Raw genomic sequence first — 25,881 nt, 5'->3', positions numbered from 1 at the left:
TTCGAAAATGAATCCGACTTTAATTTTTGTTTAAAAAATAAGTGTTGATTTGTTTCACGGCATCATGAGTGAAGATAACTTTTCCGTATTCACTTAAACGATAGGAAGTAACAATGCTTGGTGTGGAAAACTCGGACATGATTGCAATTACATTTTCCTTTTTATTTTGTTTTAAATCTTCCTCTTCAAATAACATATAGTATCTTGAATCCATATGATACACTGTACCACCTTCAATAGACAGAGAAGATAAATAAGCCGTCACTTTAATCATATCCTCAAAATCAGCAAAGGAGAATATAAATTCATCGCTTTCATCAAGCGTTACTTTCATTTCAATATAATCTTCTTCCCAATCTGCATCTTCTATCTTTTGTGTGACGGTTACATGCATCCCTTGAGCTTGCATAAGGTGGACTTGTACGATTAACTCACCTTCTAATTCAAAACCTAATTCAAAGCTTGCCTCATGCATCATATCTGTAAACAAGCTACGTACTTCTTTCGCATCATACCATAAATCATCTTTTGTAAATCCTCGTTCGATCAAATCATCAAATGTCAGAAATATTGTAAATTGATTTGCGGACACTCTTTCAATACGCACATAGCATCCTCCTTTTAACCAATTTGTTACGTTTTATTTAAAATAAATCGTTTGTTTTTAGTATATGCTGCATCACAATTTGTTGAACTTAAAAAGCCCTAAATTGTTTTAAGTATCGTATTAAAAAGAAACACATATAAAAATAATCATACCATAAATGAAAATTTGTTCATCAAAAATGCCTTACAAGTTAGCGAATAAACAAATCATTTAAATATCCTTTATCCCATATATAATACAGTCCAAACAAACAAATCAAACATAACAAGAACGTGAAAAATAAACGTTTCAATGGTTTGCTAAATTTTAGCTTCATACCCCGTGTATTATTTTTATGTACTTCACTCCTTGGAGGTAATTTTAAAATATCAATTTTTAGTAATTCATTATTTTCTTGTTGGCTCTCTGTTGATTGTTCATGACTAATATGTTTTCTTAATTGTGCTGCCTGATCTACTGTTTCTTTTGTTTCCATCATCGATATCCCTCACTTTTTAAAATATATGAACAAACCCAACAAAAAATCAACGATAAAATGTGCCGTAATGACCGAGATTAAATTACCTGTTAACTCAAATAAATATCCTATATAAAAACTAACGAAGAAAATGGAAATAATTAATAATGGTTTTTTCAAATACCGTACGTGAACAAATGCAAATATAATACTAGCTGGAATAAAACCAAACCATGATTGTATGACACCTCGAAATAAAACCTCTTCACAGGAAGCAATCATAAGGGTAAACAGAAAAATTTCTGGGATACGACATGATTTAAATATCCGCTCATTTATTCCGCCATCATCATAATGTCTTTTATCAAATACGAACATGAAGACAAAATCAATCAATACAATGATTACTCCTGGCAATACACCATAATACACGATATCTTTTAAATCCCAATGAAATAATGCAAACCATTGGTGCCATGATGAAAATAAAAACAGCCCTACGCCTAGCGCTATGAATAAAAATAAGCCATTTGAAAGAATGAGTGACTTTTTAATTTCCCTATCGGTAAGATTCTTGATTATATCTGATTGACTCATTTTGAACCTCCTTCAACAAGGAGCAGTTGAGCTAGCTTTGTTTGCCAGGAAGATATTTCTTCAGTTTTTTTCTGTTTAATAGGAGGTTTCCACCGCTTTAAATCGAAACCACAATAACTACAACAATATTTTTTAGGCTTTGTAAAATCTTTTTGAAAACCTTTATATAAATTGGCTCTGAGACAACCTTCTTCTGTTATCCATGTTTTCATTTCTAATAATTTCTTTCTTTTTATTTTAAACCGCTTCTCACGAATATGGATGGTAGCTTCTAATACCTCATGCCAAGTTTCACTTTCAAAATAAATCCGCTTATTTTTTACAATTTGATGTTTCTCTAGTTGAAAGTATAAAAAGTTCCATTGCGTTTCATTTAACTGAAATATTTGTTGTATCAAAAGTTCATCCGTTGGTATGCTTTCATTAGCTTGTGCAAGCTCATACAACTTTTGGAATGAACTTCTAATCATTTCTTCTGTTGGTAATTCACTTTGAATCATATGTGCTTGTAATACTTCATCATTTTCCATATATAATACAAGACTAACGCTTTCTAATCCATCACGCCCCGCTCTCCCGGCCTCTTGAATAAATGATTCTAGTTGTCCAGGAATATGATAATGAATAATAAGTCGAATATTACGTTTATCAATTCCCATCCCAAAAGCGCTTGTACAACAAATAACATCTAGTTGATCATTCATAAATTGTTGCTGAATAGTCACACGATCAACCTGATCCATACCACCATGGTAAAAAGCTATCCTTAAATGTGGTAATTCATCTGATAATGTTTGCGAAATTAATTCTGCTGTTACGCGACTTGAAAAATAAATCAAAGTTGGCCCTCGATAATCGGAAAGTATTTCTTTCACACGATGTCGTTTTTCCAGTTCTGAATCAACCTTCATAAAATGAAAAATAATATTTTCTCTATCAATTGGATAAATATGTTCAATCATGTGTATATTTAACGATTGATAAATATCCCGTTTAACAGTCGGGGACACAGTTGCACTTAATGCTAAAACTGGTGGATGACCTAGCAGGTTGATTACCTCTTGCAACTTCATATAATCAGGTCTAAATTCATGCCCCCACTGTGAAATGCAATGAGCCTCATCAATAACAAATAAAGAAATAGGTGTTCTTTGCAAACAAGATAAAAACTCTGCTTGTTGGAGAATCTCTGGTGACACATAAACTAATTTATATTGGTCTAGTTGATGATAAACTCTATTACGCTCCACAGGATTCATAAAACTATTTAAAGCAATAACACGTTTAAACTTTTTAGCTTTTAATTGTTTTACTTGATCTAGCATCAACGCAATCAATGGAGAAACCACAATTGTTGTTCCGGGTAATAGTGCCGCTGGTAATTGGTAACAGATTGATTTTCCAGAACCTGTTGGTAATATACCAAACACATCTTTACCTTCTAAAACATCTGCTATAATCTCCTTTTGTCCTGTTCGAAATGATGAAAATTGAAAGATACGATCAAGTTGTTGCTCTAACTTATCCATTTATTCCCCTCCTTTTGAACTGACTTTTGTTAGAACAAGTCTAATCTCAAAATAGCGAATAGATTCATGGACAAGACTCTTAATTTTTTTTAACCTAAGAGAGTTACTTTGCTTAATTGCATTCATAATTTCTTCTTGATGATTCCTATTAACAAATGGTGTAATAGAAAAGTTTTGATCTAATAATGCTATTTCAACAATATGATCTTCAATTGTATTTAATTTTAACTTACGAATTTGGGCTATTTCTGCTACTTCAAAGCCTTGCTTCATTAATTCAAAAGTTTTGGAAGCGGATAAAGTAAGATTATAGGGCGTTTGTGCATGTATTGTGGCAATATTAGTCAAAGCCGGATAACTCCCATTTTCAACTTGTGCTAAAATATAGTGAATAACCCCTATATGAATCAAATAAATATCTTCTATACTTCGTTTATACTTTTGGCTTAATTGGTGCGTACTTAAACCATAAGATTTATAGCTTGTGATTTGATCAACAAATATGCTCGCTGCTTCATTTTCTATCTGAGCTAGTAGACTTACTAACTCTTCATATATAGACATGAGTACATTTTCTTCTTGTCCTTTATTTTGATGATAAAATTCCTTTATCCAGTACATTGTTTGTTGATCATCAATAATCGATATAAAGTTAAAGTTTCCCTTTTTAGTATTTGTAAAGGTTTGGATTAGTAACAAAAATCTTTTGTAAAAGACTTCCACTTTTTTTTCGTACTTTTTTCCATTTAAATATCGAAAAATTTCAATAGGTTGTTGTTGCAAAAATGCATGACCACGATTAGTGATTGTTGTATAGGTTACTTGAACATCGTTTGTTTCTAAGTATCCGTCACTTATTAATTTATCTACATATGTTTGATAGACGTTAGGATGTAAAGACTTGTATATAGCAAAATATTGTTCTAAACCGAATAATTTTGCATCGTGAATCGTCTGGATGGATTTTTTACCTGTTAAAAGATGAAAAAGAGCAGAAGTAGTACGTTCATTTCCAATTTTACTTTGGCAATGTAGAAGTATTTGTTCAAAGTACATAGCTATCTATCCCTCTTTACTTTTTTATTGAAAAACAACTCACGACATTTTACAATAATTATAAACTACTTTAGGAGAATGTACATACATTTCATAGATTATTACAACGGAGGAGTTAGATGAACATTAAATATGTAAAAGTAGATAAAGAAACATGCATTGCTTGTGGTTCCTGTGGATTGTGCGCGCCAGATATTTTTGATTATGATGACGAGGGTCTTGCTTATGTCACAATCGACCAAAATAAAGGAACAAAAGAAATACCAGAGGAGTTAATAGATGATGTAATAGATGCGTTCGAAGCATGTCCTAGTGAATCTATTAAAATTTCGAATATATCTCTTAAACACGATTAGGAGTTCATACTGCGCTTGTGTACCTTCTTCTCATTAAGGTATAGCCCCTTCCGTCCTGTTGAAGAAGGAGCTATATTTTCAACATTTAATGTCATTCATTTTCCTGATGTTTGCAAATAATCTTAAATGTAAATGTCGTACCTTGCCCTAGCTTACTTTTCACAGATATCGTGCCATGATGCGCTTCAACAATATTTTTAGCTATTGCTAAGCCTAAACCTGTACCGATTTTTTTGTTTTTACGTGTCCTTGATTTATCTGCTTTATAAAATCTTTCAAATACAAAAGGAATATCTTCTTCAGGTATACCATGACCACTATCTACGACAATCATTTTCAAAATATTATCGTTATATAATACTGATATAGAAACGAGGCCACCTTTATCTGTATGGCGAATTGCATTATCAATTAAATTGGTGAGAACTTGCTCGATACGATCAGGATCAAAAAATGCCCAATCATTTTCTATTTCATATGTTACGTTTAACACAATTTTATGGTCATTGGCAACTCCCCGAAACTTCCTTACTATCCGATCCATATAAGGCTTGAGTTCTACGGAAACTTTATCAAGTTGAATATGACCAGCTTCCATACGTGCCAAATCCAATAATTCATTCACTAAACGATTTAAACGTAATGATTCCTCATAAATAATTTGTGCCAGTTCATTTTTTTCTTCTTTTGATTCGGCAATATCATCTACAATTGCTTCACTATATCCTTGCAACATAGATATAGGAGTTCGCAGTTCATGGGAAACATTGGCAATAAAATCTTTTCGCAACTTATCGAGACGACGTTCTTCCGTCATATCACGTATAACCGCTACCGCTCCTCTTACATAGGCTTGATCATACAATGGAGTCATGATCATGACCCAACTTCTTCCTTGCAAGCTAATCTCTTTTAATACTTCTTTTTCCCCTTGGATAGTTTCTTCAAGAATATCTCTTAGTTCGAATGGTAATAAATTACCTTGATTAGCACGCTTAATATTATGTTCATAATACCAATCCTCAAGAAATTGTTCCGCTGGAGGATTTGTAACAATCATTTCACCATTTCGACTCAATGTAATTACCCCATCAGCCATTGAGCTTAATATACTTGATAATTGTTCCTTTTCTTGACGTAGCGCATTGATATGGAACTTTAACTGTCTTCCCATTCGATTAAATGCCATGGCAAGTTCACCAATTTCATCATGTGTTAAAATTGGTACTTTTGTATTAAACTCACCTCTTGTTAAGTCAAAGGCTGCTTCTCGCATCTTTATCAATGGGGACGTAATTCTTGTCGATAAAAAGAATGCAAAAATAACCGTTAGTACAATCGCAATACCTGCAGCAAGTAAAATAATCTTAGTTGTTTCAGCTTTTGTTTGATTAATAACGGACAGGGACTGATACACAAAAACAGCTGCATCTTTATTGTTTGTGGAAATTCCTACAACTAATGCACCCATTTCCGTATCTGGTAAACCTATCTGTTTTTTTACACTATGATTTTCACCTAAAACCGCTTGTAAATTAGACTCTCGCTTAAACCATGCATCTGGAACTTTCGTTAAATGTTGATCATCGCTTCCGGAAACCCATATTTCACGATTTGAAAAAAAGATAACAACTTTACTAGCAGGGTCTTTAATCCGCTTTGTCGTATCAACAATTAATGATGGATCTTCATATTGTTCAACCATCACAGAAACTTTTGTTGCAGTTTGCATCATATCTTTTTCAGCCTCTTCGATATGAAACCCTTCAAAAAATTCTAGTAACAAAATGGTAAGTACAAATAGTACAAAAGAAACTAGCAATAAAATGGTTATGGCTAGTTTCCCAACAACACTTCTCCAAAACATTACAAATCATCTACCTCAAATTTGTATCCGACCCCCCAGACCGTTACGATCATTTTCGAAGCCTCTTTTGATACATTATTTAATTTTTCCCGTAAACGTTTTACATGTGTGTCTACTGTACGTAAATCACCGAAAAATTCATACTGCCATACTTCTTTTAGCAATTGCTCACGATTAAATACTTTATCTGGAGATTTAGCTAAAAAGCACAATAGTTCATACTCCTTAGGTGTTAAATTAACTTCTTGTCCATCAGCAGTGACACGATGGGCATCATGGTCAATTGTTAAATGAGGAAATACCAAAATATTCTTTGCTTGCGTATCTGTGTGATCAAAACTTGAAGTTTGGGCCCTCCTTAACAATGCTTTTACACGCAATACAACTTCCCGTGGACTAAATGGTTTTACGATATAATCATCAGTCCCAACTTCGAAGCCTTGGACACGATTAGCTTCTTCCCCTTTAGCCGTCAGCATAATAACGGGAGTCGTTTTTTCCTTTCTTAATTCCTCACATACCTCAACACCATCCATTTCGGGCATCATGAGGTCTAGTAAAATTAAGTCATAATCATTTTGAAGTGCCATTTCTAAAGCATCTCTGCCATTTTCCGCTTCTTCAATTATAAATTCTTCACGTTCTAAATACATTTTTAGGAGGCGGCGTATTCGTTCTTCATCATCTACAACTAAAATTTTTATATCTTGTTCCATATAAATCATAATCCCCCTTTAGGCATTCTATATTAATTATAAACGAACCTATTTAAAAAGTATAAAGAAAAGATACGTTTTCATTTAGTTAAAAGGTTGGTAATAATGCATGTTAATGCTATTTTCTTTACATTTAACTTGCAAAAGCTTACCAACTTTCTCCCCTATTTTTACTTCGGGGCATAAACTCCTGTTTTCTTTAAAATTACAATTAACTCGTAAGAACAAACTATATATACTACGAAAACGTTTAAATATGTAGAAAAAACATAGCTAAAAGGAAGGGCTATGTTTTTTCAGTATATCTATTATTTATTTTCATTATGCATAAGAATGTAATCCAGCTAGCAATAAATTAACCCCTACAAGGTTAAACATAATAATAGCAAATCCACCTATGGATAACCATGCAGATTTTTCACCATGCCAGCCGCGTGAAAGGCGTAAATGTAAAAATGCAGCGTAGAAAAACCATGTAATAAGTGCCCATACTTCTTTTGGATCCCAACCCCAAAAGCGGTCCCATGCAATTTGTGCCCATATCGCTGCAAAAATTAACCCGCCAAGTGTAAAGACCGGAAAACCGATTGCAACAGCACGATAAGAAATCTCATCCAATAAATCAAGCTTTACTTTACTTAGTAACGGTTGAATTGCAGCACCAATTCGTTTACGTAAAACAACCCGCGCTAATAAGTAAAGAATTGCCCCAGCAATGAGGGACCATACTAACGTATTAAACTTCTTACCAGCGTCTTTGCCATGCATCCAGCCAGGTGCACTAATGAATGGTTTCATCACATTTTCCGTTAATAATGTACCACCTTTAGGTGAAACAAGTGGTGGCATATGATAGTCCGTTACGATTGTATTTTCATTTTCTACATACTCGAACTCCGCATGATAATCAAGCGTTTCAAACGTTACGGTTACGATACAAAAACCTACAAAAACTACTAAAAGAAACAATATGATTTCTAACCACGTTGTTCTTTTTGTTGCAACTGATTGATCGATACCCTTGATTAAGTAAATCAGCCCAGCAACAAAACTTATTGATAGAATACCAATTCCAAGTGCCACAGTTGTAACGTGAATATATAGCCAATGGCTTTTCAATGATGGAACTAATGGAGCCACTTCCGTTGGAAACATACTTGCATACGCAATGATAATCATTGCGATTGGTAAAGCAAATAGTCCAAGAACAGATAACTCATACATATAGTATAAGATAATAAACGCTAAAACGATTGCCATACCAAATGCAGTTACAAATTCAAACATATTACTTACTGGAGCATGTCCACTGTATATCCATCTTGCAATAAAATAACCTAACTGTGCAGCAAATCCAATAAGCGTTAGCGTAATGGCAATTGTTCCTGACAGACTTTTCTTATTTTCTTTTTTATTCACCTTAATGGAAGCCCCAAAAAAGGCAGTGGCAATTAAATATAAAATGAATGCTGTATATAGCATCGCACTACTTAATTGTAATAAGTTCATGATTTTCCTCCTTTGGTCTCATTGCGTTGATCCAATTCTTGTCGATCAATTACCTCATGTATGGTAGTTTGAGATATTGCTTTTTCAATATCTTTTCGTAACCCATACCAATTTTTATTCGTATGTGCCGCAACAATGACTTTACCGTTTTGTGGATGAATCCATACTCTACGGTGTTGCCAATACATACCTTGAATAACACCAATCATAAAGATAAGCGCACCTAGACCAAATAATGGCAATGTGTAATCCTTTCGAACAGTTAATCCAGACACATCATGTGTTGTATAGTTGATGATACCAAGTTTATATTCATTATCATCAGCAGCAATATTTCGTCCTATCCCGATAAAGCTTACTTCAGGCTGACTTGTATCTGGTGCATAAATATAGAAAACAAATGCCGGATTCCGAACGTATTTTGATTTTGAGCGTGGCTCGCCATTATCCAAATAGTATTCAGGATAAAATTCCCCCATTTTTACACGGTAACCGTTTTCTAAATCATATTCTTTTTCTGGATTTGTTAAATCCACCGTAAATGAAGCGAGTTCTTTCGCGTCAGAATCGTCTTTTTTATGTATTTTAAATGACATTGTGCTAAACTCATCAAGTTGATAACCCGCTTGATATAAAGTGTATCCATCAAACTTCAGTGGGTGATTCATCCGAATTTGATCTTCAATTACTTTATCTAGTGACGATTCTGCTCCAATTACACCATCGTCATTCTTTTTATAAATTACAGCATTTGTTTGGAAATTCTTAGGTACTAACTCACCCTGTTTTTGTAAGGCGTCACGAAACTTTTCATCACTTTCATCGTACAATTCTAAGATGAACTTTTTATTTTCGATATAGTATTCACCATCTGTTCCTGGTATAACGATTTGCTCTCCTTCACGAACCCATACATATTCATCAAGGAAAAACCATGGAGTTTGGCGGAGTAATGCTGCAATTAAAATAATAATTAAACCGATATGGTTCACATAAGGACCCCAACGTGAGAAACGTCCCTTTTCCGCCAATATGTGGCCATCTTCTTCGCTAATTTTATAACGCTGTTTATGTAAGCTTTCTTTTACCTTTTGTATTTCTTCACCCGTTACATTTTCTGTTTCACTAACAAAGCGCTGTCTAGAGACAAAAGTAACATGACGTTTTGGCTTTTGTTTTTTTAGGGCACGATACAAGGGTACAAAACGGTCCAAACTACAAATAACTAATGAAACACCAATAAGTGCAATAAGAATCATATACCACCATGATCCATACAAATCATAAAAGCCTAATTGGTAATAAATTTTACCAGTGACACCATACGTTTGCTCATAAAAAATAGCGGGATCACGCGATATTGCATTGGCAGGTATATGTGGCCTTTGCGGGTAAATAGTTCCGAGTGCTGATGCAGCCAATGCGATAACAATAAGCCACACACCAACCTTAACGGAAGAAAAGAAACCCCAAACTTTATCAACGAATGATTTGCGATATGTTAATGATCGCCTCGCCGTACCATCATACCGCATATTTAATATGTTTTTACCATCATTACCGTCAATATGTTGGTTTCCTTCTATCGGTTTTCCACATGCTTCACAAAGTACAGTACCTTCTGGATTCACATGTCCACATTCACATTTTATTCTATTCATGTTCATCCCTCACAACGATAACATTTATTTTGGTTGTATTTCCTGTAAGTAACCTTCTAACTTATCTAATGATAAACTTTCTTCCACCTTCCTAACGATAACACCATCAGGATCGATAAAAAAAGAACTTGGTAGTGGTATAATTCGATACTTTTCTCTTACTTGATCTCTTTGATCATAAGGTACTGGAAATGTTAGATTATATTTGTCTATGAATCGATCAACAACAAACTCATTTGCATCTAAGTTGACGGCTATGATTTCTATTCCTTTATCCTTGTATTCTTTATAAAGTTCTTCCATGTATGGCATTTCTGTTTCACAAGGTTTGCAATATGTTGCCCAGAAATTAAGCATGACACCTTTTCCACGAAAATCAGATAAACGAATCGTTTCAAGGTCATTGTTTTCATTAATTTGTTTTAATTCAAAATCCGGTGCTTCATCCCCAACATCATAAATGGACTTATCTTTATTAAAATTAGCAACTAAAGCGTATACAATTGCACCTAGCATAATCGCTAGGATTACAGATCGAAAAATTAACCGCCTTTGTTTTTTATTTTTTTTGCTTGCTTTTCTTTGTTCAAGGCTCAATTCAATCACTCCCCAGCTTATTATACCATGTAAACATAGTGGTAAATTTGTCTATTGTTTAACATTTTTGGTAGCAAGATTCCACATTTGTTTCACTTCCTTCGGTGTCAACGCCCGAAATTCGCCAACACGTAAACCACGCAAAGTCAATAGTCCGTAGCTCTCACGTTTTAATTTGGTAACAGGATAACCAATTGTTTGCATCATGCGCCGAATATGTCTATTTTTCCCTTCGTTTAAAACAATTTCTAATACTGTACTATTACTTCGTTTATCAAAAGAAATAATCTTACTTCGAACAGCTCTTAATAAATCCCGTCCTTCTTTTACACCTTTACGCAATTGTGATAAATCCGTTTTCTGTACAATACCTTTTACTTTGACCGTATAAACTTTTTCTATTTCATGCCGTGGATGCATAAGTAAGTTCGCAAATTCCCCATCATTCGTTAAGAGGATTAAGCCAGTTGAGTCATAGTCCAGTCTTCCAATAGGAAAAAGACGTTCAGGAGTTTCAGTAAAGAAATCAGTTACCACTTTTCTCCCTTTATCATCCGTAACACTTGAAATAACCCCTCTTGGTTTATATAACATAAAATAAACGGGCATTTCCTTTTCTAGATTCACACCATTTACTTCAATTTTATCCTGTAATGATACTTTTGTTCCTAGCTCTGTCACAATTTTATTGTTTACTTTCACTTTACCTGCCACAATTAACTGCTCTGCTTTTCTTCTAGATGTAATCCCGCTTTGTGCAATTACTTTTTGTAGTCGTTCCATAGATTCCGTCATCCAATCATCTTTATTTTTGGCTATCTTCTCACAGTTTGCTGTTTTTAATAGAAGTAAAAACAACAACCTTTTTCGAAAACAGTCTTATTCTATCATCATTACGCAATAATTAATAATAGCGTTAACAATATGTTAACGCTACAACAATGCTTAACCAAATACAATTGTAACAATAATGACTGAAGCTATTATACCAACCAAGTCGGCAAGTAGTCCAACCTTAAGCGCATACCCCATCTTTCGTATTCCAACTGCTCCAAAATATATAGTTAAAATATATAATGTTGTATCTGTACTTCCTTGCATGGTAGAGGCTAATCTTCCTAAGAATGAATCTGGTCCGTGTGTATCGATTAACTCTGTCGTCATTCCTAAAGCTGCTGTTCCTGAAATAGGTCTTACGAGTGCGAGAGGAATAATATCTGGCGGAATTCCGATAAAAGATAATATTGGCGAGATGAGATGAATAAAAGCTTCCAGTGCACCGGAACTTCTTAATATTGAAATGGAGACTAACATGCCTAGTAAAAAAGGAAGTAAAGAAACGGCCATCTTCACGCCTTCTTTTCCTCCTTCGACAAATAATTCATAGGCAGGCAGTTTTTTCTTCATCGCTACCAATAGTATGATCAAGATAAAACAAGGTATAATCCATGAACTTATCATTGTAATGATACCCATTTTACTTCCTCCGTATACTTTTATAGTAATAGAAGCGGTCAATTAATAGGGCACTCGTAGTAGAAATAATGGTAGCGATGATTGTTGTTCCAACGATTTCTGTAGGTTCTACTGAGCCATATTGCATGCGTATAGCAATGACTGTTGTGGGAATCAGTGTTAATCCAGATGTATTTAAAGCTAAAAACGTAATCATTGAACGCGAGGCTTCTTGTGTACCGCTTAACTTTTTCATTTCCTCCATTGCTTTTAATCCCATTGGGGTAGCTGCATTACCAAGTCCAAACAAATTAGCGGTTATATTCGATAAAATATACCCAATAGCAGGATGATCTTTCGGTAACTCAGGAAAAAGCCTCACGATAATAGGGCGAAATAAGTTAGCCAACATCTGAAGTATTCCTGCCTTCTCGGCTACTTTCATCATCCCCATCCAAAATACTAGAATACTAATGAGGCCTATTGTTAAAGTTACTGCATCATTGGCACTTGTAAATATAGCTTTATTCACATCTTCTATTGTACCGTTAAACAATGCATAGACAATTCCAGCAATAGCCATGCATGCCCAAATAATATTAACCATTTATATCAAACCCATTACACTTTTATATATCGCCATTACTTGAGAGAGGAAACTTTCTTCGTCCATACTACCTTTACGAAAAATATCTACTTCCATGATAGGTTGCCCATCGAGGTAAATTATTTCATTACCTAAAATATCAGTTTCTTCATCGTTATACATTGGTTCAAATCTCTTCATCATGTTACGCAGTTCGGTTGCCATGAGCGGATAATTCACATCTTCTAAAATATATCCTTTCATTCGCTTACTTTTTACTGAATCACCAGACACTTCGTATATATTTTCTCCTTTGTTAATCAAGGGGTGTAACTTAAAATTTTTAAAACCCCATTCAAACATTCCCATATGATCATTCCAATCATCAGAAGCATTTAGTGTTACAGCAATAAGGTCCATTTTATTTTTTTGTGCTGAACTTACAAGCGTTCTTCCCGATATTTTTGTGAAACCTGTTTTTCCTCCTGTGCAAGCATCGTAATAGGATGTTAATAACTTGTTCTTGTTACGCCACGCATATGAACGTTTTTCTGCTTTATACATTTCCATCCCAGAAATTTCCCGAAACACATCATTATCCATCGCATAGCGCATTAAAATTGCCATGTCATAGGCAGAGGAGTAATGATTTTCTTCATGTAATCCATGAGGGTTTTTAAAGGATGTATTTTCCATTCCCAACCACTTTGCCTTTTCATTCATCAAATATACAAAACCTTCAACACTACCACCAATATGTTCGCTTATTGCAACTGCTGCATCGTTTCCAGAACGGAGCATTAATCCGTAGACTAAATCTTTAATTGACATTTTCTCCCCTTGTTCTAAATAAATAGATGACCCTTCCGTATAAATAGCACGTCTGCTTGCCGCAGTCATGTCATCCATCATCCCGGATTCAACGGCAATAATTGCGGTCATGATTTTTGTTATACTAGCAATTGGACGTTGGTCATGAGCATTTTTTTCAAACAATACTCTACCAGTGGACTGTTCGATTAATATTGCGTTTTGTGCAGATACTGTAGGTTGTGGGGTTTGTCCAAATGCTGTAGTTACAGTACTTAAAAGTATAATAATTACTAACATCAAGGTGCGCATCCTAAATCCTCCCATGGTTTTTCTATCTGTACATTTTATGCAACACGCTTGTCTATATGATTAATTTTACATAAATTTAAAAACCCATCTACTTATACAGAGATGGATTTAATTTGAATGTTCATTTAGTTTTTCAAAAAATAAATCTGCTTCTTGCTCGATATCCGTATCGTCCAAATTCTCAGGTAGAGGGGGTAATTCGTCCAGTGAAGTTAAACCAAAATATGTTAAAAAGTCTTTACTCGTTCCAAATAAAACTGCCCTTCCAACCCCATCTCTCCTGCCAGTTTCTTCAATAAGTGATCTAGCAAGTAAAGTCTGTACAGGCCGATCACTTTTAACTCCTCTAATATCATCAATCTCTGTCCGCGTAATTGGTTGTTTATAGGCGATAATTGCTAAAGTCTCCAATGCCGCTTGTGAGAGTCTTGACATTTGCGGTGTATCCAATAATTTTTTATAAAAATGGCTATGCTCAGGTTTTGTTGTAAGATGATATACTTCATTTGATTGCATAATCATCATGCCACGTTCTGCATGCTCATAATCATATTTCAGTTCATCAATATAATGTAAAATTGTATCGACATTCGTTTCTAGTATCCTTGCTATCTGTTTAGCTGTGATCCCTTCATCACCACTTGCAAACAGAAGCCCTTCAATTACTGCTTTAAAACTTGGATGTTCCATATTAAAACCTACCTTTTACGTCTACTCGTAAGGAAAAAGAAGTATTTGTTCAAACGGCTTTTCTTGCTTACAAATAATATTTCCTTTTTTCATTAATTCCAAAATCGCCATAAATGTCACAACGATATGAGAACGTGTTGGATATGGGAACAAATTATCAAAAACTGTTCCATTAGGAGCTTTAGATAAGATATCTAGCACCTCTTCCATTCTTTGTTCAATTGGGATTTCCGCACGATGTACACGAGTTTCAAGAGGTTGTTTCCACTTCTTCCGCTTAAAAACTCGATCAAGCGCATCAATCATCGTATATATTGAAACATCGCCCTGTTTTACTACGGCTTGCACTTCATCTTGCTCTAGGACATACGGTGGTCTCGTATATATTTGATTTGCATCAATTTCCTTGTCTTTCAATGTTGTGGCTGCTTCCTTAAATGTTTTATATTCTATTATCCTTTTAATAAGTTCTTCTCGGGGATCCTCTTCATATTCATCTATATCATTATCGAGCTCTTGCTTCGGTAATAACATATTACTTTTTATGGCTAATAATGTTGCAGCCATCACTAAATATTCACTTGCAATATTTAACTCTAAATGTTGCATTGTATGGATATAATGCATATATTGTTCACTTATTTCAGCCATCGGAATATCATAAATATCAATCTCGTATTGATTAATTAAGTGGAGCAGCAAATCAAGGGGTCCTTCAAACGAATCTAACTTTACTTTATATGTTTCAACCATAAATATTCTCCCTTTAATCAAAATAAATATTGATTTTGTCATAACCGCCCATACATCATGCAATCGTCTTACATAGATTATTAACGTAAGATAAATGATAAATTATTTAAAAGGAGGAATTTTGATGAGTGCAGGATACGGTTACGGTGGAGGATTTGCTCTAATCGTTGTATTGTTCATTCTATTAATCATTGTTGGTGCTGCATGGTTCTAAGTTAATCCCAATACCAAATGTAATAAAGATGAAAAATCCAGCCTGCGTGGCTGGGTTTTTCTCTTTAAACATTTTACTTACTATGCTTCTTCCTCGCTACATTTCAAAAAGAAATTTTCTATATCATCACTTGCACATATGGTATGTTCATCTTTATATAGCTTTTTTATTTCTTGTACCATCTTTTTTCCTATACCCTGATAGCGGTGTGATGGATCAACTGCTAAATGTTTAATCATCATTTTATTTTGCTCACCCATTTTTTGCAAACCAATCACACCAATCATAGCATCTACTTCTTTCCATAAATATAGATGATAATCAGGGTTTTGTTCATATTCTGTAATTGTTTTTTGCAAAATCTTAATGTCCTTTTCTTGTGGCATAAATGATAATAAGCCCATGGCAATTTTTTCAAAGTTCCTTTTGTAGCGAATTAACATATTAATCCCTCATTAAATTAATCATCGTCCAGCTTTTATTTTAATTAAAAAACGAACACAATCCAATAGATAACTCCCCAAATTAAACTAAGTGCGAGTAAACTGATGAATAGTATGATGTTTCTTTTTCTTTGATTCAACGTCATATCATCCTTTTTTTATATATCTATGTATGACAATAAATACCTAGGTTTCCCCTCAAAATATCTATTTTCTGGTAACTAATGATGCTAGAATAATATAGCCATCCGAACATTTTCCTTTAATCTTATACGGAATTAAGTTCACAATTCCTAACCAAATATTAAATAAGAAAAATAGTAAAATTATATTATAACTGTATTTCATGTAAATAATGATACATATATTAGCAAAGAGTACATTGAATAATGGTCCAAAAATTGAAATCCATATTCTTTCTAGCCGATTAAAATTTCTGTCGCGAGAAGTCATTGTAGATCCACTAATAAAAAAAATAGTTCGCATGATGATTGTGATACCCTTGACTTTAAACGTAAAACGATCCTTGCCTATACCTAGCGTTAGGGTCAATTGATTGGCATTCACTGTTTTTGCTCCAATCAAATGACCCATTTCATGTATCCATACACTAATCGGTGCTACTATCACTATTAGTAAAATAATGAGCGTGATGTCCATAGACTACGCAGATAAAATTTTAACCTCTGTCATTTTATCGCCATTTTTCATTTGTTTCACAAATTCCATACCAGATGTAACTTGCCCAAATACAGTATGAACACCATCAAGATGCGGCTGAGGTTCGTGTACGATAAAAAATTGACAACTTCCAGTATCTCTACCTGCATGAGCCATTGATAAAGTACCTTCTACATGTTTATGTGGGTTACCCTCAGTCTCACATTTAATCGTGTACCCAGCATTACCAGTACCGTTTCCAACTGGACAACCACCTTGACTTACAAATCCTGGAATAACGCGATGAAATGTAAGGCCATCGTAAAACCCTTCATTAATAAGCTTTTCAAAATTAGCAACTGTTTGTGGTGCTTCATTATCAAATAGTTCAAACTCTATTTTGTTTCCATTTTCCATTACTATATAACCTTTTTTATTCATTATAACCATCCTCTATTTTAAAATTACCTATTCTTATCTATCTTATCATTTATGGAACAATATGAAAAGTACAAGAATCCATATGATGAAAGAGAATCATCCTCATTAATTACTTTAAATAAGATAAATCATGTTGTACAACATCAATATAGGTTTCTCGTTTAACAACTAACTGATGCTGCCCATTTTCAACAAATACAACAGCAGGTCTTGTAAAACGATTATAATTATTAGCCATTGAATAGCCATATGCGCCTGTGGATAATACTGCTAGTATATCATTTTGGTCAGTCTTTTGTAGATTTATATCATAAATTAACATATCCCCTGATTCACAACATTTCCCAGCAATAGAAACAAGTTCTGTTCTAGCATCATTTGCACGATTTGCTACTATCGCATCATATTTTGCTTGATATAACGCAGGTCGCAAATTATCCGTCATGCCACCATCCACTGTAATATATTTTCGAATACCGGGAATGTCCTTCATAGACCCTATTTTATATAAAGTGATGCCAGCATCTCCCACAATCGATCTTCCAGGTTCAATCCATATTTCAGGCATTGGAATTTTAATTTGCTCTACATGATGTTTCACAGCTTCAATTAATGCTTCCACATATTCATGACGTGGCAAAGGCTGATCTTCATCCGTATAACGGATACCAAATCCTCCACCAAGATTCATCACTTCTGGAGTGAATTGATATCTTTTTTGCCAATCTGCGATAACTGAAAATAGCATACTGGTTGCTTTTATAAATCCTTCTGTTTCAAATATTTGTGAACCAATATGACAGTGCAAACCTTTTAAACGTAGCTGTTTATGATTTCTAATTTCTAAAAAGGCTTGTTCAGCTTGTCCGTTATGTATGTTAAAACCAAACTTGGAATCCTCATTTCCTGTCATAATGTATTCATGGGTATTAGAACGAAGACCAGGCGTTACTCTCATGAGAACATCTACTTCTTGATTATACACCTCCAAGAGTTCACCTAATAATGATATTTCATAAAAATTGTCAATTACGATACATCCAACACGGTGCTTCAGTGCCATTTCCAATTCACTTCTACTTTTATTGTTTCCGTGAAAATGTATTTTTTCTGGTGGTACACCTGCCTGGAGCGCTGTGTACAACTCTCCTTTTGAAACGACATCAACCGCTAATCCCTCTTGATGCACCACTTGCAATATTGCAATGCTTGAAAATGCTTTACTAGCATATGCGACTTGTGCAGTTATGCCATGTTTCTTAAATGTATCCACAAAAGCACGACAATTTTTTCGGATATGTGCCACATCATACACATATAGAGGTGTACCATATTGTTTTACTAATGATACGGTATCTACTTCACTGACAGTTAGATTCCCTTGCTCATTTATTTGAAACGGATAATGTTCAAGCTCCATTTAGAATTTCCTCTCTTCACTAGATTAAAAATACTTTATCATATTTGTACTAAAAAACAAAACAATCGATCGAATGTCCCATCATTAAGTTCGCATAATAACAATTGCTCTGTGAAAAATAAACACATGTCAATAATTGGAGTGAACAAGTTGTTTAAAATATTAGCGGAGCCTATTTATGTAGGGGTGATGATTGGTTTAATATTCGGTATTATTTCACGTGTAATCATGCTGCGAACAGATTACCGACAATATCCAACATATCCTCACGGGAAAATTATTCATTTATCTTTAGGAATTATTGCAGCTGGGCTTGGAGCCATTGTTATCCCGGCACTATTAGCAAAAGAATATACAGCTGTAACTTTTTTAGCTTTAGCTGCACAGCAATTTCGTGAAGTTAGGAACATGGAACGAGAAACATTAAAAAACATTGATGAAAACGAGCTTGTCCCTCGGGGAGCGATGTATATTGAAGGAATTGCGATGGTTTTTGAAGGAAGAAACTATCTCGTTATTTTCAGTGCGCTAATTGCATCCATGTTTACAATTTTATTTGCATGGTATTGGGGAGTAATTGCTGGAATTCTTTCATTATTCGTTGCGAAGTTTTTTCGGTCAGGTAAAAGTATTTCACACATTGCCGAGGTTGAACTTGGAGAAGTCTCGATTAATGGTCCTAATTTGTTCGTTGATCATATACAAATGATGAACATAGGATTGCAACAAAACAAGCAAATCATCCAAAAACATGGTGTTGGCCTTCTTATTAAGCCCAAAAATAAAAATGCAAAGGTTACAATATCTAGTCCAGGTCAAAGACAAGCCATTATCCATAATTTATCTACTATTATGGGGGTTTATCGGGATTCAGATGAACCAGCTCTTGTACCAATGGCAAAAATCGACTTAGATTCAGGAAATGTGGCAGTGTTTATATTACCTCGCGAAAAAAATCCTGACCAAATTATACAAGTTGTAAAAGGTGCTCCTTTATTAGAGAGTTCTGTCCGCCTCCCTTCAGAATCTAAACGAAAAGGAGGAAGATAATGGCTAAAATTTTAGCAATTGTTACGACAGCACATCAGGGGATCAACAATGGTGGTGTACCAACATTTAATGTGAATAACAAAGAAGAATTTGAGGAAATCTCCTTAAAATTAGAGAAGATATTGAATGCAACCGCTCACTTATTAGACGGTGAAACAATGATTATCGTAGAACACCATAACGAATAAAGCTTCAATCGGCAAAAGTTTCTGCACCATCCTATCTTGAACGAATTGAACTTTTACTGGACTGTTGATTCCCTCAGCCTTCTATTTATTTTGAAGCAAGGGTCTCTTATAACTGTCTAGTTTCCGTCAGAGAGATTCCATTTACTCATAAAGAAACTGATATAAGTAATCCAAAGAGGTTGAGACAACCAAAAGGGTCAGACCCCGGACGAGGGAGTCTGACCTTATGTCTTGATCTTTTTTAATTGATTCACTTTTTTGAGGATCTTCCCTTTCTTAATGGTTGGCTAAATTCGTCTTTTGGATGAACAATAGATGGACGAATATTTAATAGCGGGACCGGTAATCTAAGAAGAAAGCGAAACATTGATTTTGCATCAAATGGAATAAATGGCCACAAGTAAGGTGTCTTAAAGGCATTTAAACTTACAAGATAGATCGTGAACACAACGATACCTATCATAAAGCCAGGTAGACCGAAAATGGCTGTTGTTAAAATCAAAAATAACTTTGCGATTTTATTTGCAATACTTAGCTCATAACTTGGTGTAACATAAGAACCTACTGTGCTTATTGCAACATACAAAATAACTTCTGGGCTAAACATTCCAACATCTATAGCTATCTGACCAATGAGTACTGCCGCAATTAAGCCTAATGCAGTTGCTAAAGGGGTCGGTGTGTGAACTGCGGCCATACGTAAGAATTCGACTCCAATATCCGCCATAATAATTTGTACGACAATCGGTACGTTTCCTTCTTCATTAGGTCCTATAAATGATAATCCCTTTGGCAATAAACTAGGATCCATAGTAAATAGCAACCAAAGTGGTAAAAGAAATAAGGAAGCAATTACTGCTAAGATTCGTACCCAACGAATAAATGTACCTATGACTGGCGATTGCCGGTATTCTTCAGCATGTTCTAAGCAATTGAAATAGGTTGTTGGTAAAATCATGACACTAGGAGATGTATCAATAAATAATAATATATGTCCATCCATGAGATGCCGTGCCGCTACATCAGGTCGTTCTGTGTAGCGTACCATCGGAAACGGTGTCCATTTTCCACCAAGAATAAATTCTTCAATTGTTTTATCAGCCATTGGAATACCATCAATATCAATTTCGTCTAGCTTTCTCTTCACATGTTCAATATAATCATCATCTGCAACATCTTGTATATAGGAAATACAAACATCTGTTTTAGAACGCTCACCAATTTTAGTCATTACGTTTCGTAAACGTTCATCACGAATTCTTCTTCTTGTCAACCCGGTATTTTCAACGATATTTTCCGTATAGCCATCCCGGGATCCACGAATAACTCGTTCTGTATCAGGTTCCTCAGGAGTTCTACCAGGGTAAGACCGAACATCTACAATAAACGCATATTCTTGTCCATCCACAAAGATTGGAATTAATCCAGCTAACATTTGGTCTACTGCCTCATCCATTGTCTTAACTTTATCTACCTGTTCATGGATTAAGCGATTTTCTATAATGGAAGATACTTTATTTTGTTGAATTTCCCTATCATTCACATTAACAAGTTCTTGTAATAAACGTGTAATAATGAGGCTGTCTACTAAACCATTCACATAGTAAAGCTGTACTTTTGTTTTTAAAATAACAATTTCCCGAAAGCCCATGTCATAAGACTTATCTATACCAATTTTCTCTTTCATGTATTCATTTACGACTTGAATTTTTTTCGGTACTGGATTTGCTTTCACAAGTAACACTCCAATCATTCTCCGATTACTTTACTAATACTAGCCATTGAAAAAGAGAACCTGCAATTTTTCCAAAGACAAATGCCATTAAGAATAACAAAAGATGTCCTTCCATTCCAATCCTTCTTGTAATAATCGGAAAAACATTTAGCACTTCTGTTAATCCCGCTGCAAGCATACCGTTAAAAACCCCATGGATTGTTCCCCAAACAACGAGAAGGATGAGTGGTTGTTGCCAATGAACCGCGGTAAAAGAAAGGTAGGTTCCAAACAAAGTACCTAAAATGACACAACTAATAAATACTTTGAGAAATCGTATTGTCTTTGTTAGTTGTATGAGGCGAGGTATAATTCCTAACATCGTTAGAAAAGCAACAAAACCACATCCAACAGCAAGCCCTCCAGAAAAACCAATAATAAGCTCAGCGATTTTTATCAAGTTTTTCTTTTCGCTTTATTAAATTTTCGTTATCAGCAACATATTGATTAATTGCTTGCTGATAGTGATATATTTCTACTTCAAGAGGACTTGGTTCTTCATTAAGCCGACGATTAAACCAGTGGTTAAAAAATAATAACATCCCTACCCCTAATCCTATTGAATATGGGATTTGAATCCACAAAGGAAATTCCGTATGTTCTCCAGTAAATAAAAAGTGAATCTTTTGATGTACTTCTTGCATACTGACATCATAATGAAAATTAATAATAGTCATGGCAGTTCCAATAAATATAATGAGCCATACAACAACAGCAAATATATAGGATGGCAGTTTTTTCTGAGTCGTAATGCGTATAATTGATTGTGCCGGTCCTAGAAATTCAAATGTATGATTCGGAAAAGATTCTTGTAAAAAATCAGCAATCAAGTACTGGTCAATCACAACAATATTTTTATCCTTTTTTGTCATTCGATATATGGGAATACTTTCAAGTTGCCTTTGCATTGACGTCGTTGCGGAAATATAGGCAATATGGTGCAATCGAACTTCTTGTAATTTATGAAATTCTACATTTTTTCGTAATCTAATGAAAATATTTTCCCTCATCATAACAACCCTCGTATATTATATTTAGGCATTATGCCTTTTTTAAGATAATTGTACCTTGATAAATAAATAACTAACTATTTTTATCTTGACATATTACCGCAGGTCTTTTCTCAAATAGGTATTTCTTATTGTTTGATAAAAAGTAAATTTTATTTACAAAATAAAAAAATCATCACATCGTAGTGATGATTTTTTAGCTATATTTATCGTTATTGTTTCATTTTACTTCTCATTTCTTCCAATATCTTTTTTTCTAATCGCGACACTTGTACTTGCGATATACCTAATCTTTCAGCAACTTCTGATTGTGTTTGATCCTTGTAGTAACGTAAATAAAGTATTAAGCGCTCACGCTCGTTCATACCACGTATCGCTTCCTCCAATGTTAACTTGTCAAACCAATTTGTATTATCATCCGCAATTTGATCAAGTAATGTTATCGGATCTCCATCATTTTCAAACACTGTTTCGTGAATAGATTGTGGCGATTTAGCAGCTTCTTCGGCATGTACAACATCTTCAGGAGTAATCTCAAGTTCTTCGGCGATTTCATTAATAGTCGGAGAGCGCCCAAACTTTTTTGCTAATTCATCTTTCTTTTTCCTTATTTTGTTGCCTGTTTCTTTTAAAGAGCGGCTAACTTTTACACTACCATCATCTCGAAGAAATCGTTGAATTTCCCCTATAATCATTGGAACTGCATACGTAGAAAATCGGACATCAAAAGAAAGGTTAAACTTATCAATCGATTTAATTAATCCAATACTTCCTATCTGAAATAAATCATCGGGGTCGTAGCCACGGTTTAAAAATCGTTGTACAACTGACCAGACAAGCCGTATATTTTTCTCGACTAAGTAATCTCTAGCCTCTTTATCACCTTGTTGACTACGATATATTAAATCCTTTACTTCTTTATCAGTTAAGGTCTTATTTTGCTTCTCATTATTTTGTTTTGTATTTACATTCATATGCAAAACCTATTTACAGGCCATTTTATTTTTTACTAGTTGTTTTCTCATATGAATAGTGGTGCCTTCCCCGATAACCGATAAAACCTCAACTGCATCCATAAAGTTTTCAATAATCGTAAAACCCATTCCGGAACGTTCTAGTTCTGGTTTAGATGTAAAAAGTGGTTGTCTGGCTTCCTCAACATTTACAATACCAATGCCATTATCTTTAATTGTAATCTCAACTTCACCATCATAGATGTAACAAGATACTTTAATTTTATGATGAGGTTCATTGTTATAACCATGAATAATAGCATTTGTCACTGCTTCTGATACAACTGTTTTAATCTCTGTCAATTCTTCCATTGTCGGATCAAGCTGTGAAATAAAAGCCCCTACAGCAACTCTTGCAAATGATTCATTTTGACTAAGGCTAGAAAATTCTATACACATTTCATTTTTCATGAAGCCACCCCCAATGTTACTAAGGCAAACTGCTCGTTTTCTTCTAACCGAATAATTTTAAACAGACCCGACATTTCAAACAAACGTTTGATTGAAGGTGAGATAGAACAAACAACTAATTCTCCACCTAATTGCAAGACCTCTTTGTAACGACCAAGAATGACACCTAATCCTGAACTATCCATAAAAGAAACATCTTCTAGATTTAAAATAACATGTTTAATTGGATTGTGATACATTTTATCTTTCCATTGTTGACGAAGTCCCTCCGCTTCATGATGATCTAATTCACCAGATAGTCTTACAATTAATACGTCCTTTTTTACATCAAAGGAATAATGCAAACCCATGAAATGTCCCCCTTACATACTTTGGTATGTACAATTTCTCCATTGAATAGCAGGATTCCTGCTTTTAGACAAAAGTAGAAGAATTACGAACTTATTATTGTGATTTCGACAACTTTCGTAATGATCTTTTGAACAGTGTATAATATGATGCTTCTTTTACGTCTTCCTTTACAATTAAAGGTGTTTTAGAAAGTTCCTTATTCCCACTTGATATAACTAGTTCTCCTACTATATCACCTTTCTTTAAAGGCAATGTAAAGTTTTGATCTAAATGGACAGTTGTCTTAATTTTACCAACATCTTCACCCTTTTGTGAAATTGTACTTATAGATTGTGATGTAACAACATCTATTTTTTCATTTTCTGCTTTTAACATTTCGATTGAAGTAACAATTTGTCCTTTATCAAATAACTTTTTTGTTTCAAAGTGATTAAAAGCATAATCTAACATGCTCGAAGTTGTCGCATTTCGCTTTTTAATTGTGTCAGCACCCATTACGACCGAAATAACCCGCATATCTTGTTTTTTAGCCGTAGATGTTAGGCAATAGCCAGCCTCATTTGTATAACCTGTTTTTAAGCCATCAACACCTTTATAAAATCTAACGAGCTTATTCGTATTGACAAGCCAAAACTCATTTTCTTTTCCTTTACGCAAATAATCTTCATAAATAGATGTGTAGTTTGTAATATCTTCATATTTCAATAACTCTTTTGCAATCCTTGCCATATCGTATGCGGTAGAATATTGCTCTTTAGCCGGTAAACCTGATGCATTTTGAAATTTAGTATTTTTTAATTGTAAAGCTTGCACTTTTTCATTCATTTTTTTTACAAACGCCTCTTCACTACCAGCCACTCTCTCTGCTAATGCCACACTAGCATCATTTCCAGAAGCGATTGCAATGCCTTTTAGCAAATCGTCTACAGTCATTTCTTCGCCGGCTTCTAAAAATATTTGTGATCCACCCATATTAGCTGCATTTTCACTAATCGATATAAGTTCATCTTTTTTTAAATTTCCTTTATCGATTTCTTCCATAACGAGTAATAACGTCATGATTTTTACCATACTAGCAGGCGGCAATTGTTCATGAGCCTCTTTTTCAAAAAGTATTTTACCAGTATCACGTTCAATTAAAATAGCAGATTTTACATCCTTAGCTAGTTCCGGACTATCATTTCTATTATTTGAGCTACTTTCCTCAGCGAGAACATGTATCGATGTCGTTGACAAGATTAATCCAATTACTAGTAAATATAAAGCTAGTTTCTTCTTCATATGGTTACCTCCATCATCAATAATACAAATAGGGTTCCCATAATGTTCATTCTTTATAACTGAAAAT

The 25,881-nt window shown here is 34.3% G+C and carries 31 protein-coding genes; 4 read left to right on the top strand and 27 right to left on the bottom strand.

Translation table 11 applies throughout. From position 1 onward, the window contains the following. Positions 1–19 precede the first annotated feature (19 nt). From ACFFIS_RS00980 to ACFFIS_RS00960, 5 genes are all read right to left on the bottom strand, one after another. Positions 20–607, bottom strand: a complete 588-nt coding sequence (locus tag ACFFIS_RS00980; protein ID WP_320379077.1) for a genetic competence negative regulator — start codon at positions 605–607, stop codon at positions 20–22. 190 nt (positions 608–797) lie between these two features. Then, positions 798–1,085 carry a hypothetical protein gene (locus ACFFIS_RS00975; protein WP_320379078.1) on the bottom strand — a complete coding sequence of 96 codons (288 nt, stop codon included), beginning with the start codon at positions 1,083–1,085 and terminating at the stop codon, positions 798–800. 9 nt (positions 1,086–1,094) lie between these two features. Further along, positions 1,095–1,661, bottom strand: a complete 567-nt coding sequence (locus ACFFIS_RS00970; protein WP_390185777.1) for a CPBP family intramembrane glutamic endopeptidase — start codon at positions 1,659–1,661, stop codon at positions 1,095–1,097. Further along, positions 1,658–3,190, bottom strand: coding sequence for a RecQ family ATP-dependent DNA helicase (locus ACFFIS_RS00965; protein WP_320379081.1), 1,533 nt, complete (start codon positions 3,188–3,190; stop codon positions 1,658–1,660). Before ACFFIS_RS00965 ends, ACFFIS_RS00970 begins: the two co-directional genes overlap by 4 nt. Beyond that, positions 3,191–4,246: a YpbB family protein gene (locus ACFFIS_RS00960; RefSeq protein ID WP_390185776.1), complete on the bottom strand. Its 1,056-nt coding sequence runs from the start codon at positions 4,244–4,246 to the stop codon at positions 3,191–3,193. Between the two features lie 119 nt (positions 4,247–4,365). Here ACFFIS_RS00960 and ACFFIS_RS00955 point away from each other — a divergent pair, with 119 nt between their 5' ends. Further along, the gene (locus ACFFIS_RS00955; RefSeq protein WP_390185775.1) at positions 4,366–4,602 is read left to right on the top strand and encodes a ferredoxin; all 237 of its coding nucleotides are present in this window, start codon (positions 4,366–4,368) and stop codon (positions 4,600–4,602) included. A gap of 91 nt (positions 4,603–4,693) precedes the next feature. Here ACFFIS_RS00955 and ACFFIS_RS00950 read toward each other — a convergent pair whose 3' ends face one another. The 11 genes from ACFFIS_RS00950 to ACFFIS_RS00900 all read right to left on the bottom strand — a co-directional run bounded on the left by ACFFIS_RS00950 (position 4,694) and on the right by ACFFIS_RS00900 (position 15,558). Next, complete coding sequence (locus tag ACFFIS_RS00950; protein WP_390185773.1) at positions 4,694–6,469, bottom strand: ATP-binding protein; 1,776 nt, start codon at positions 6,467–6,469, stop codon at positions 4,694–4,696. Next, positions 6,469–7,185 carry a response regulator transcription factor gene (locus ACFFIS_RS00945; protein ID WP_390185771.1) on the bottom strand — a complete coding sequence of 239 codons (717 nt, stop codon included), beginning with the start codon at positions 7,183–7,185 and terminating at the stop codon, positions 6,469–6,471. Before ACFFIS_RS00945 ends, ACFFIS_RS00950 begins: the two co-directional genes overlap by 1 nt. Positions 7,186–7,506: 321 nt before the next feature. Then, entirely contained in the window at positions 7,507–8,694 is a 1,188-nt protein-coding gene (gene ccsB, locus ACFFIS_RS00940; RefSeq protein ID WP_390185770.1) for a c-type cytochrome biogenesis protein CcsB, read from the bottom strand. Next, complete coding sequence (gene resB / locus ACFFIS_RS00935; protein WP_320379084.1) at positions 8,691–10,355, bottom strand: cytochrome c biogenesis protein ResB; 1,665 nt, start codon at positions 10,353–10,355, stop codon at positions 8,691–8,693. The genes ccsB and resB overlap by 4 nt, the downstream gene beginning before the upstream one ends. Positions 10,356–10,379: 24 nt before the next feature. Then, positions 10,380–10,952 (bottom strand): thiol-disulfide oxidoreductase ResA, encoded by a 573-nt coding sequence (gene resA, locus ACFFIS_RS00930; RefSeq protein WP_390185769.1) that lies wholly within the window; start codon positions 10,950–10,952, stop codon positions 10,380–10,382. Between the two features lie 51 nt (positions 10,953–11,003). Further along, complete coding sequence (locus ACFFIS_RS00925) at positions 11,004–11,747, bottom strand: pseudouridine synthase (RefSeq protein WP_320379797.1); 744 nt, start codon at positions 11,745–11,747, stop codon at positions 11,004–11,006. 150 nt (positions 11,748–11,897) lie between these two features. After that, on the bottom strand, positions 11,898–12,428 hold the full coding sequence (locus tag ACFFIS_RS00920) for a spore maturation protein (RefSeq protein WP_390185768.1): 531 nt from the start codon (positions 12,426–12,428) through the stop codon (positions 11,898–11,900). Between the two features lies 1 nt (position 12,429). Continuing rightward, a complete protein-coding gene (locus ACFFIS_RS00915) occupies positions 12,430–13,014 on the bottom strand; it encodes a nucleoside recognition domain-containing protein (RefSeq protein WP_320379087.1) in 585 nt (194 codons plus the stop codon). Beyond that, positions 13,015–14,115 (bottom strand): D-alanyl-D-alanine carboxypeptidase family protein, encoded by a 1,101-nt coding sequence (locus tag ACFFIS_RS00910; protein WP_390185765.1) that lies wholly within the window; start codon positions 14,113–14,115, stop codon positions 13,015–13,017. Positions 14,116–14,223: 108 nt separating this feature from the next. Continuing rightward, positions 14,224–14,805 (bottom strand): SMC-Scp complex subunit ScpB, encoded by a 582-nt coding sequence (gene scpB / locus ACFFIS_RS00905; RefSeq protein ID WP_320379090.1) that lies wholly within the window; start codon positions 14,803–14,805, stop codon positions 14,224–14,226. 21 nt (positions 14,806–14,826) lie between these two features. After that, positions 14,827–15,558, bottom strand: a complete 732-nt coding sequence (locus ACFFIS_RS00900; RefSeq protein WP_390185764.1) for a segregation/condensation protein A — start codon at positions 15,556–15,558, stop codon at positions 14,827–14,829. A gap of 124 nt (positions 15,559–15,682) precedes the next feature. Between ACFFIS_RS00900 and ACFFIS_RS00895 the strand changes: the two genes are divergently transcribed. Beyond that, complete coding sequence (locus ACFFIS_RS00895; RefSeq protein WP_320379093.1) at positions 15,683–15,772, top strand: YjcZ family sporulation protein; 90 nt, start codon at positions 15,683–15,685, stop codon at positions 15,770–15,772. An 80-nt stretch (positions 15,773–15,852) separates the two neighbouring features. Here the strand turns inward: ACFFIS_RS00895 and ACFFIS_RS00890 are convergent, their stop codons facing one another. The 4 genes from ACFFIS_RS00890 to lysA form a co-directional block, all read right to left on the bottom strand. Further along, a complete protein-coding gene (locus ACFFIS_RS00890; RefSeq protein WP_320379094.1) occupies positions 15,853–16,215 on the bottom strand; it encodes a GNAT family N-acetyltransferase in 363 nt (120 codons plus the stop codon). Between the two features lie 207 nt (positions 16,216–16,422). Continuing rightward, positions 16,423–16,875, bottom strand: coding sequence for a site-2 protease family protein (locus tag ACFFIS_RS00885; protein ID WP_320379095.1), 453 nt, complete (start codon positions 16,873–16,875; stop codon positions 16,423–16,425). A 3-nt stretch (positions 16,876–16,878) separates the two neighbouring features. Beyond that, positions 16,879–17,316, bottom strand: coding sequence for a peptidylprolyl isomerase (locus ACFFIS_RS00880; RefSeq protein ID WP_320379096.1), 438 nt, complete (start codon positions 17,314–17,316; stop codon positions 16,879–16,881). Between the two features lie 109 nt (positions 17,317–17,425). Beyond that, positions 17,426–18,736 carry a diaminopimelate decarboxylase gene (lysA, locus tag ACFFIS_RS00875; protein ID WP_320379097.1) on the bottom strand — a complete coding sequence of 437 codons (1,311 nt, stop codon included), beginning with the start codon at positions 18,734–18,736 and terminating at the stop codon, positions 17,426–17,428. Positions 18,737–18,886: 150 nt separating this feature from the next. Between lysA and ACFFIS_RS00870 the strand changes: the two genes are divergently transcribed. After that, positions 18,887–19,786 carry a YIEGIA family protein gene (locus ACFFIS_RS00870; protein ID WP_390185763.1) on the top strand — a complete coding sequence of 300 codons (900 nt, stop codon included), beginning with the start codon at positions 18,887–18,889 and terminating at the stop codon, positions 19,784–19,786. Next, positions 19,786–19,974 (top strand): capping complex subunit for YIEGIA, encoded by a 189-nt coding sequence (locus ACFFIS_RS00865; RefSeq protein ID WP_320379098.1) that lies wholly within the window; start codon positions 19,786–19,788, stop codon positions 19,972–19,974. Before ACFFIS_RS00870 ends, ACFFIS_RS00865 begins: the two co-directional genes overlap by 1 nt. Positions 19,975–20,224: 250 nt before the next feature. On the opposite strand, the gene ACFFIS_RS00860 is transcribed toward ACFFIS_RS00865, so the two are convergent. The 7 genes from ACFFIS_RS00860 to ACFFIS_RS00830 form a co-directional block, all read right to left on the bottom strand. Next, the gene (locus tag ACFFIS_RS00860; RefSeq protein WP_320379099.1) at positions 20,225–21,727 is read right to left on the bottom strand and encodes a spore germination protein; all 1,503 of its coding nucleotides are present in this window, start codon (positions 21,725–21,727) and stop codon (positions 20,225–20,227) included. A 7-nt stretch (positions 21,728–21,734) separates the two neighbouring features. Beyond that, positions 21,735–22,145 carry a stage V sporulation protein AB gene (locus tag ACFFIS_RS00855; RefSeq protein WP_390185822.1) on the bottom strand — a complete coding sequence of 137 codons (411 nt, stop codon included), beginning with the start codon at positions 22,143–22,145 and terminating at the stop codon, positions 21,735–21,737. Further along, complete coding sequence (locus ACFFIS_RS00850) at positions 22,132–22,758, bottom strand: stage V sporulation protein AA (protein ID WP_390185762.1); 627 nt, start codon at positions 22,756–22,758, stop codon at positions 22,132–22,134. Before ACFFIS_RS00850 ends, ACFFIS_RS00855 begins: the two co-directional genes overlap by 14 nt. Before the next feature lie 212 nt (positions 22,759–22,970). Then, positions 22,971–23,732 carry an RNA polymerase sporulation sigma factor SigF gene (sigF, locus tag ACFFIS_RS00845; RefSeq protein ID WP_390185761.1) on the bottom strand — a complete coding sequence of 254 codons (762 nt, stop codon included), beginning with the start codon at positions 23,730–23,732 and terminating at the stop codon, positions 22,971–22,973. Between the two features lie 9 nt (positions 23,733–23,741). Then, the gene (gene spoIIAB, locus ACFFIS_RS00840; protein ID WP_390185760.1) at positions 23,742–24,182 is read right to left on the bottom strand and encodes an anti-sigma F factor; all 441 of its coding nucleotides are present in this window, start codon (positions 24,180–24,182) and stop codon (positions 23,742–23,744) included. Then, positions 24,179–24,532 (bottom strand): anti-sigma F factor antagonist, encoded by a 354-nt coding sequence (gene spoIIAA / locus ACFFIS_RS00835; RefSeq protein WP_320379102.1) that lies wholly within the window; start codon positions 24,530–24,532, stop codon positions 24,179–24,181. The genes spoIIAB and spoIIAA overlap by 4 nt, the downstream gene beginning before the upstream one ends. A 94-nt stretch (positions 24,533–24,626) precedes the next feature. Then, positions 24,627–25,814 carry a D-alanyl-D-alanine carboxypeptidase family protein gene (locus tag ACFFIS_RS00830; RefSeq protein WP_320379103.1) on the bottom strand — a complete coding sequence of 396 codons (1,188 nt, stop codon included), beginning with the start codon at positions 25,812–25,814 and terminating at the stop codon, positions 24,627–24,629. Positions 25,815–25,881 lie beyond the last annotated feature (67 nt).

This window comes from Paracerasibacillus soli (assembly GCF_042432965.1).
GTDB lineage: Bacteria > Bacillota > Bacilli > Bacillales > Amphibacillaceae > Paracerasibacillus > Paracerasibacillus soli.
This window is presented reverse-complemented; position numbering and strand designations above follow the sequence as displayed.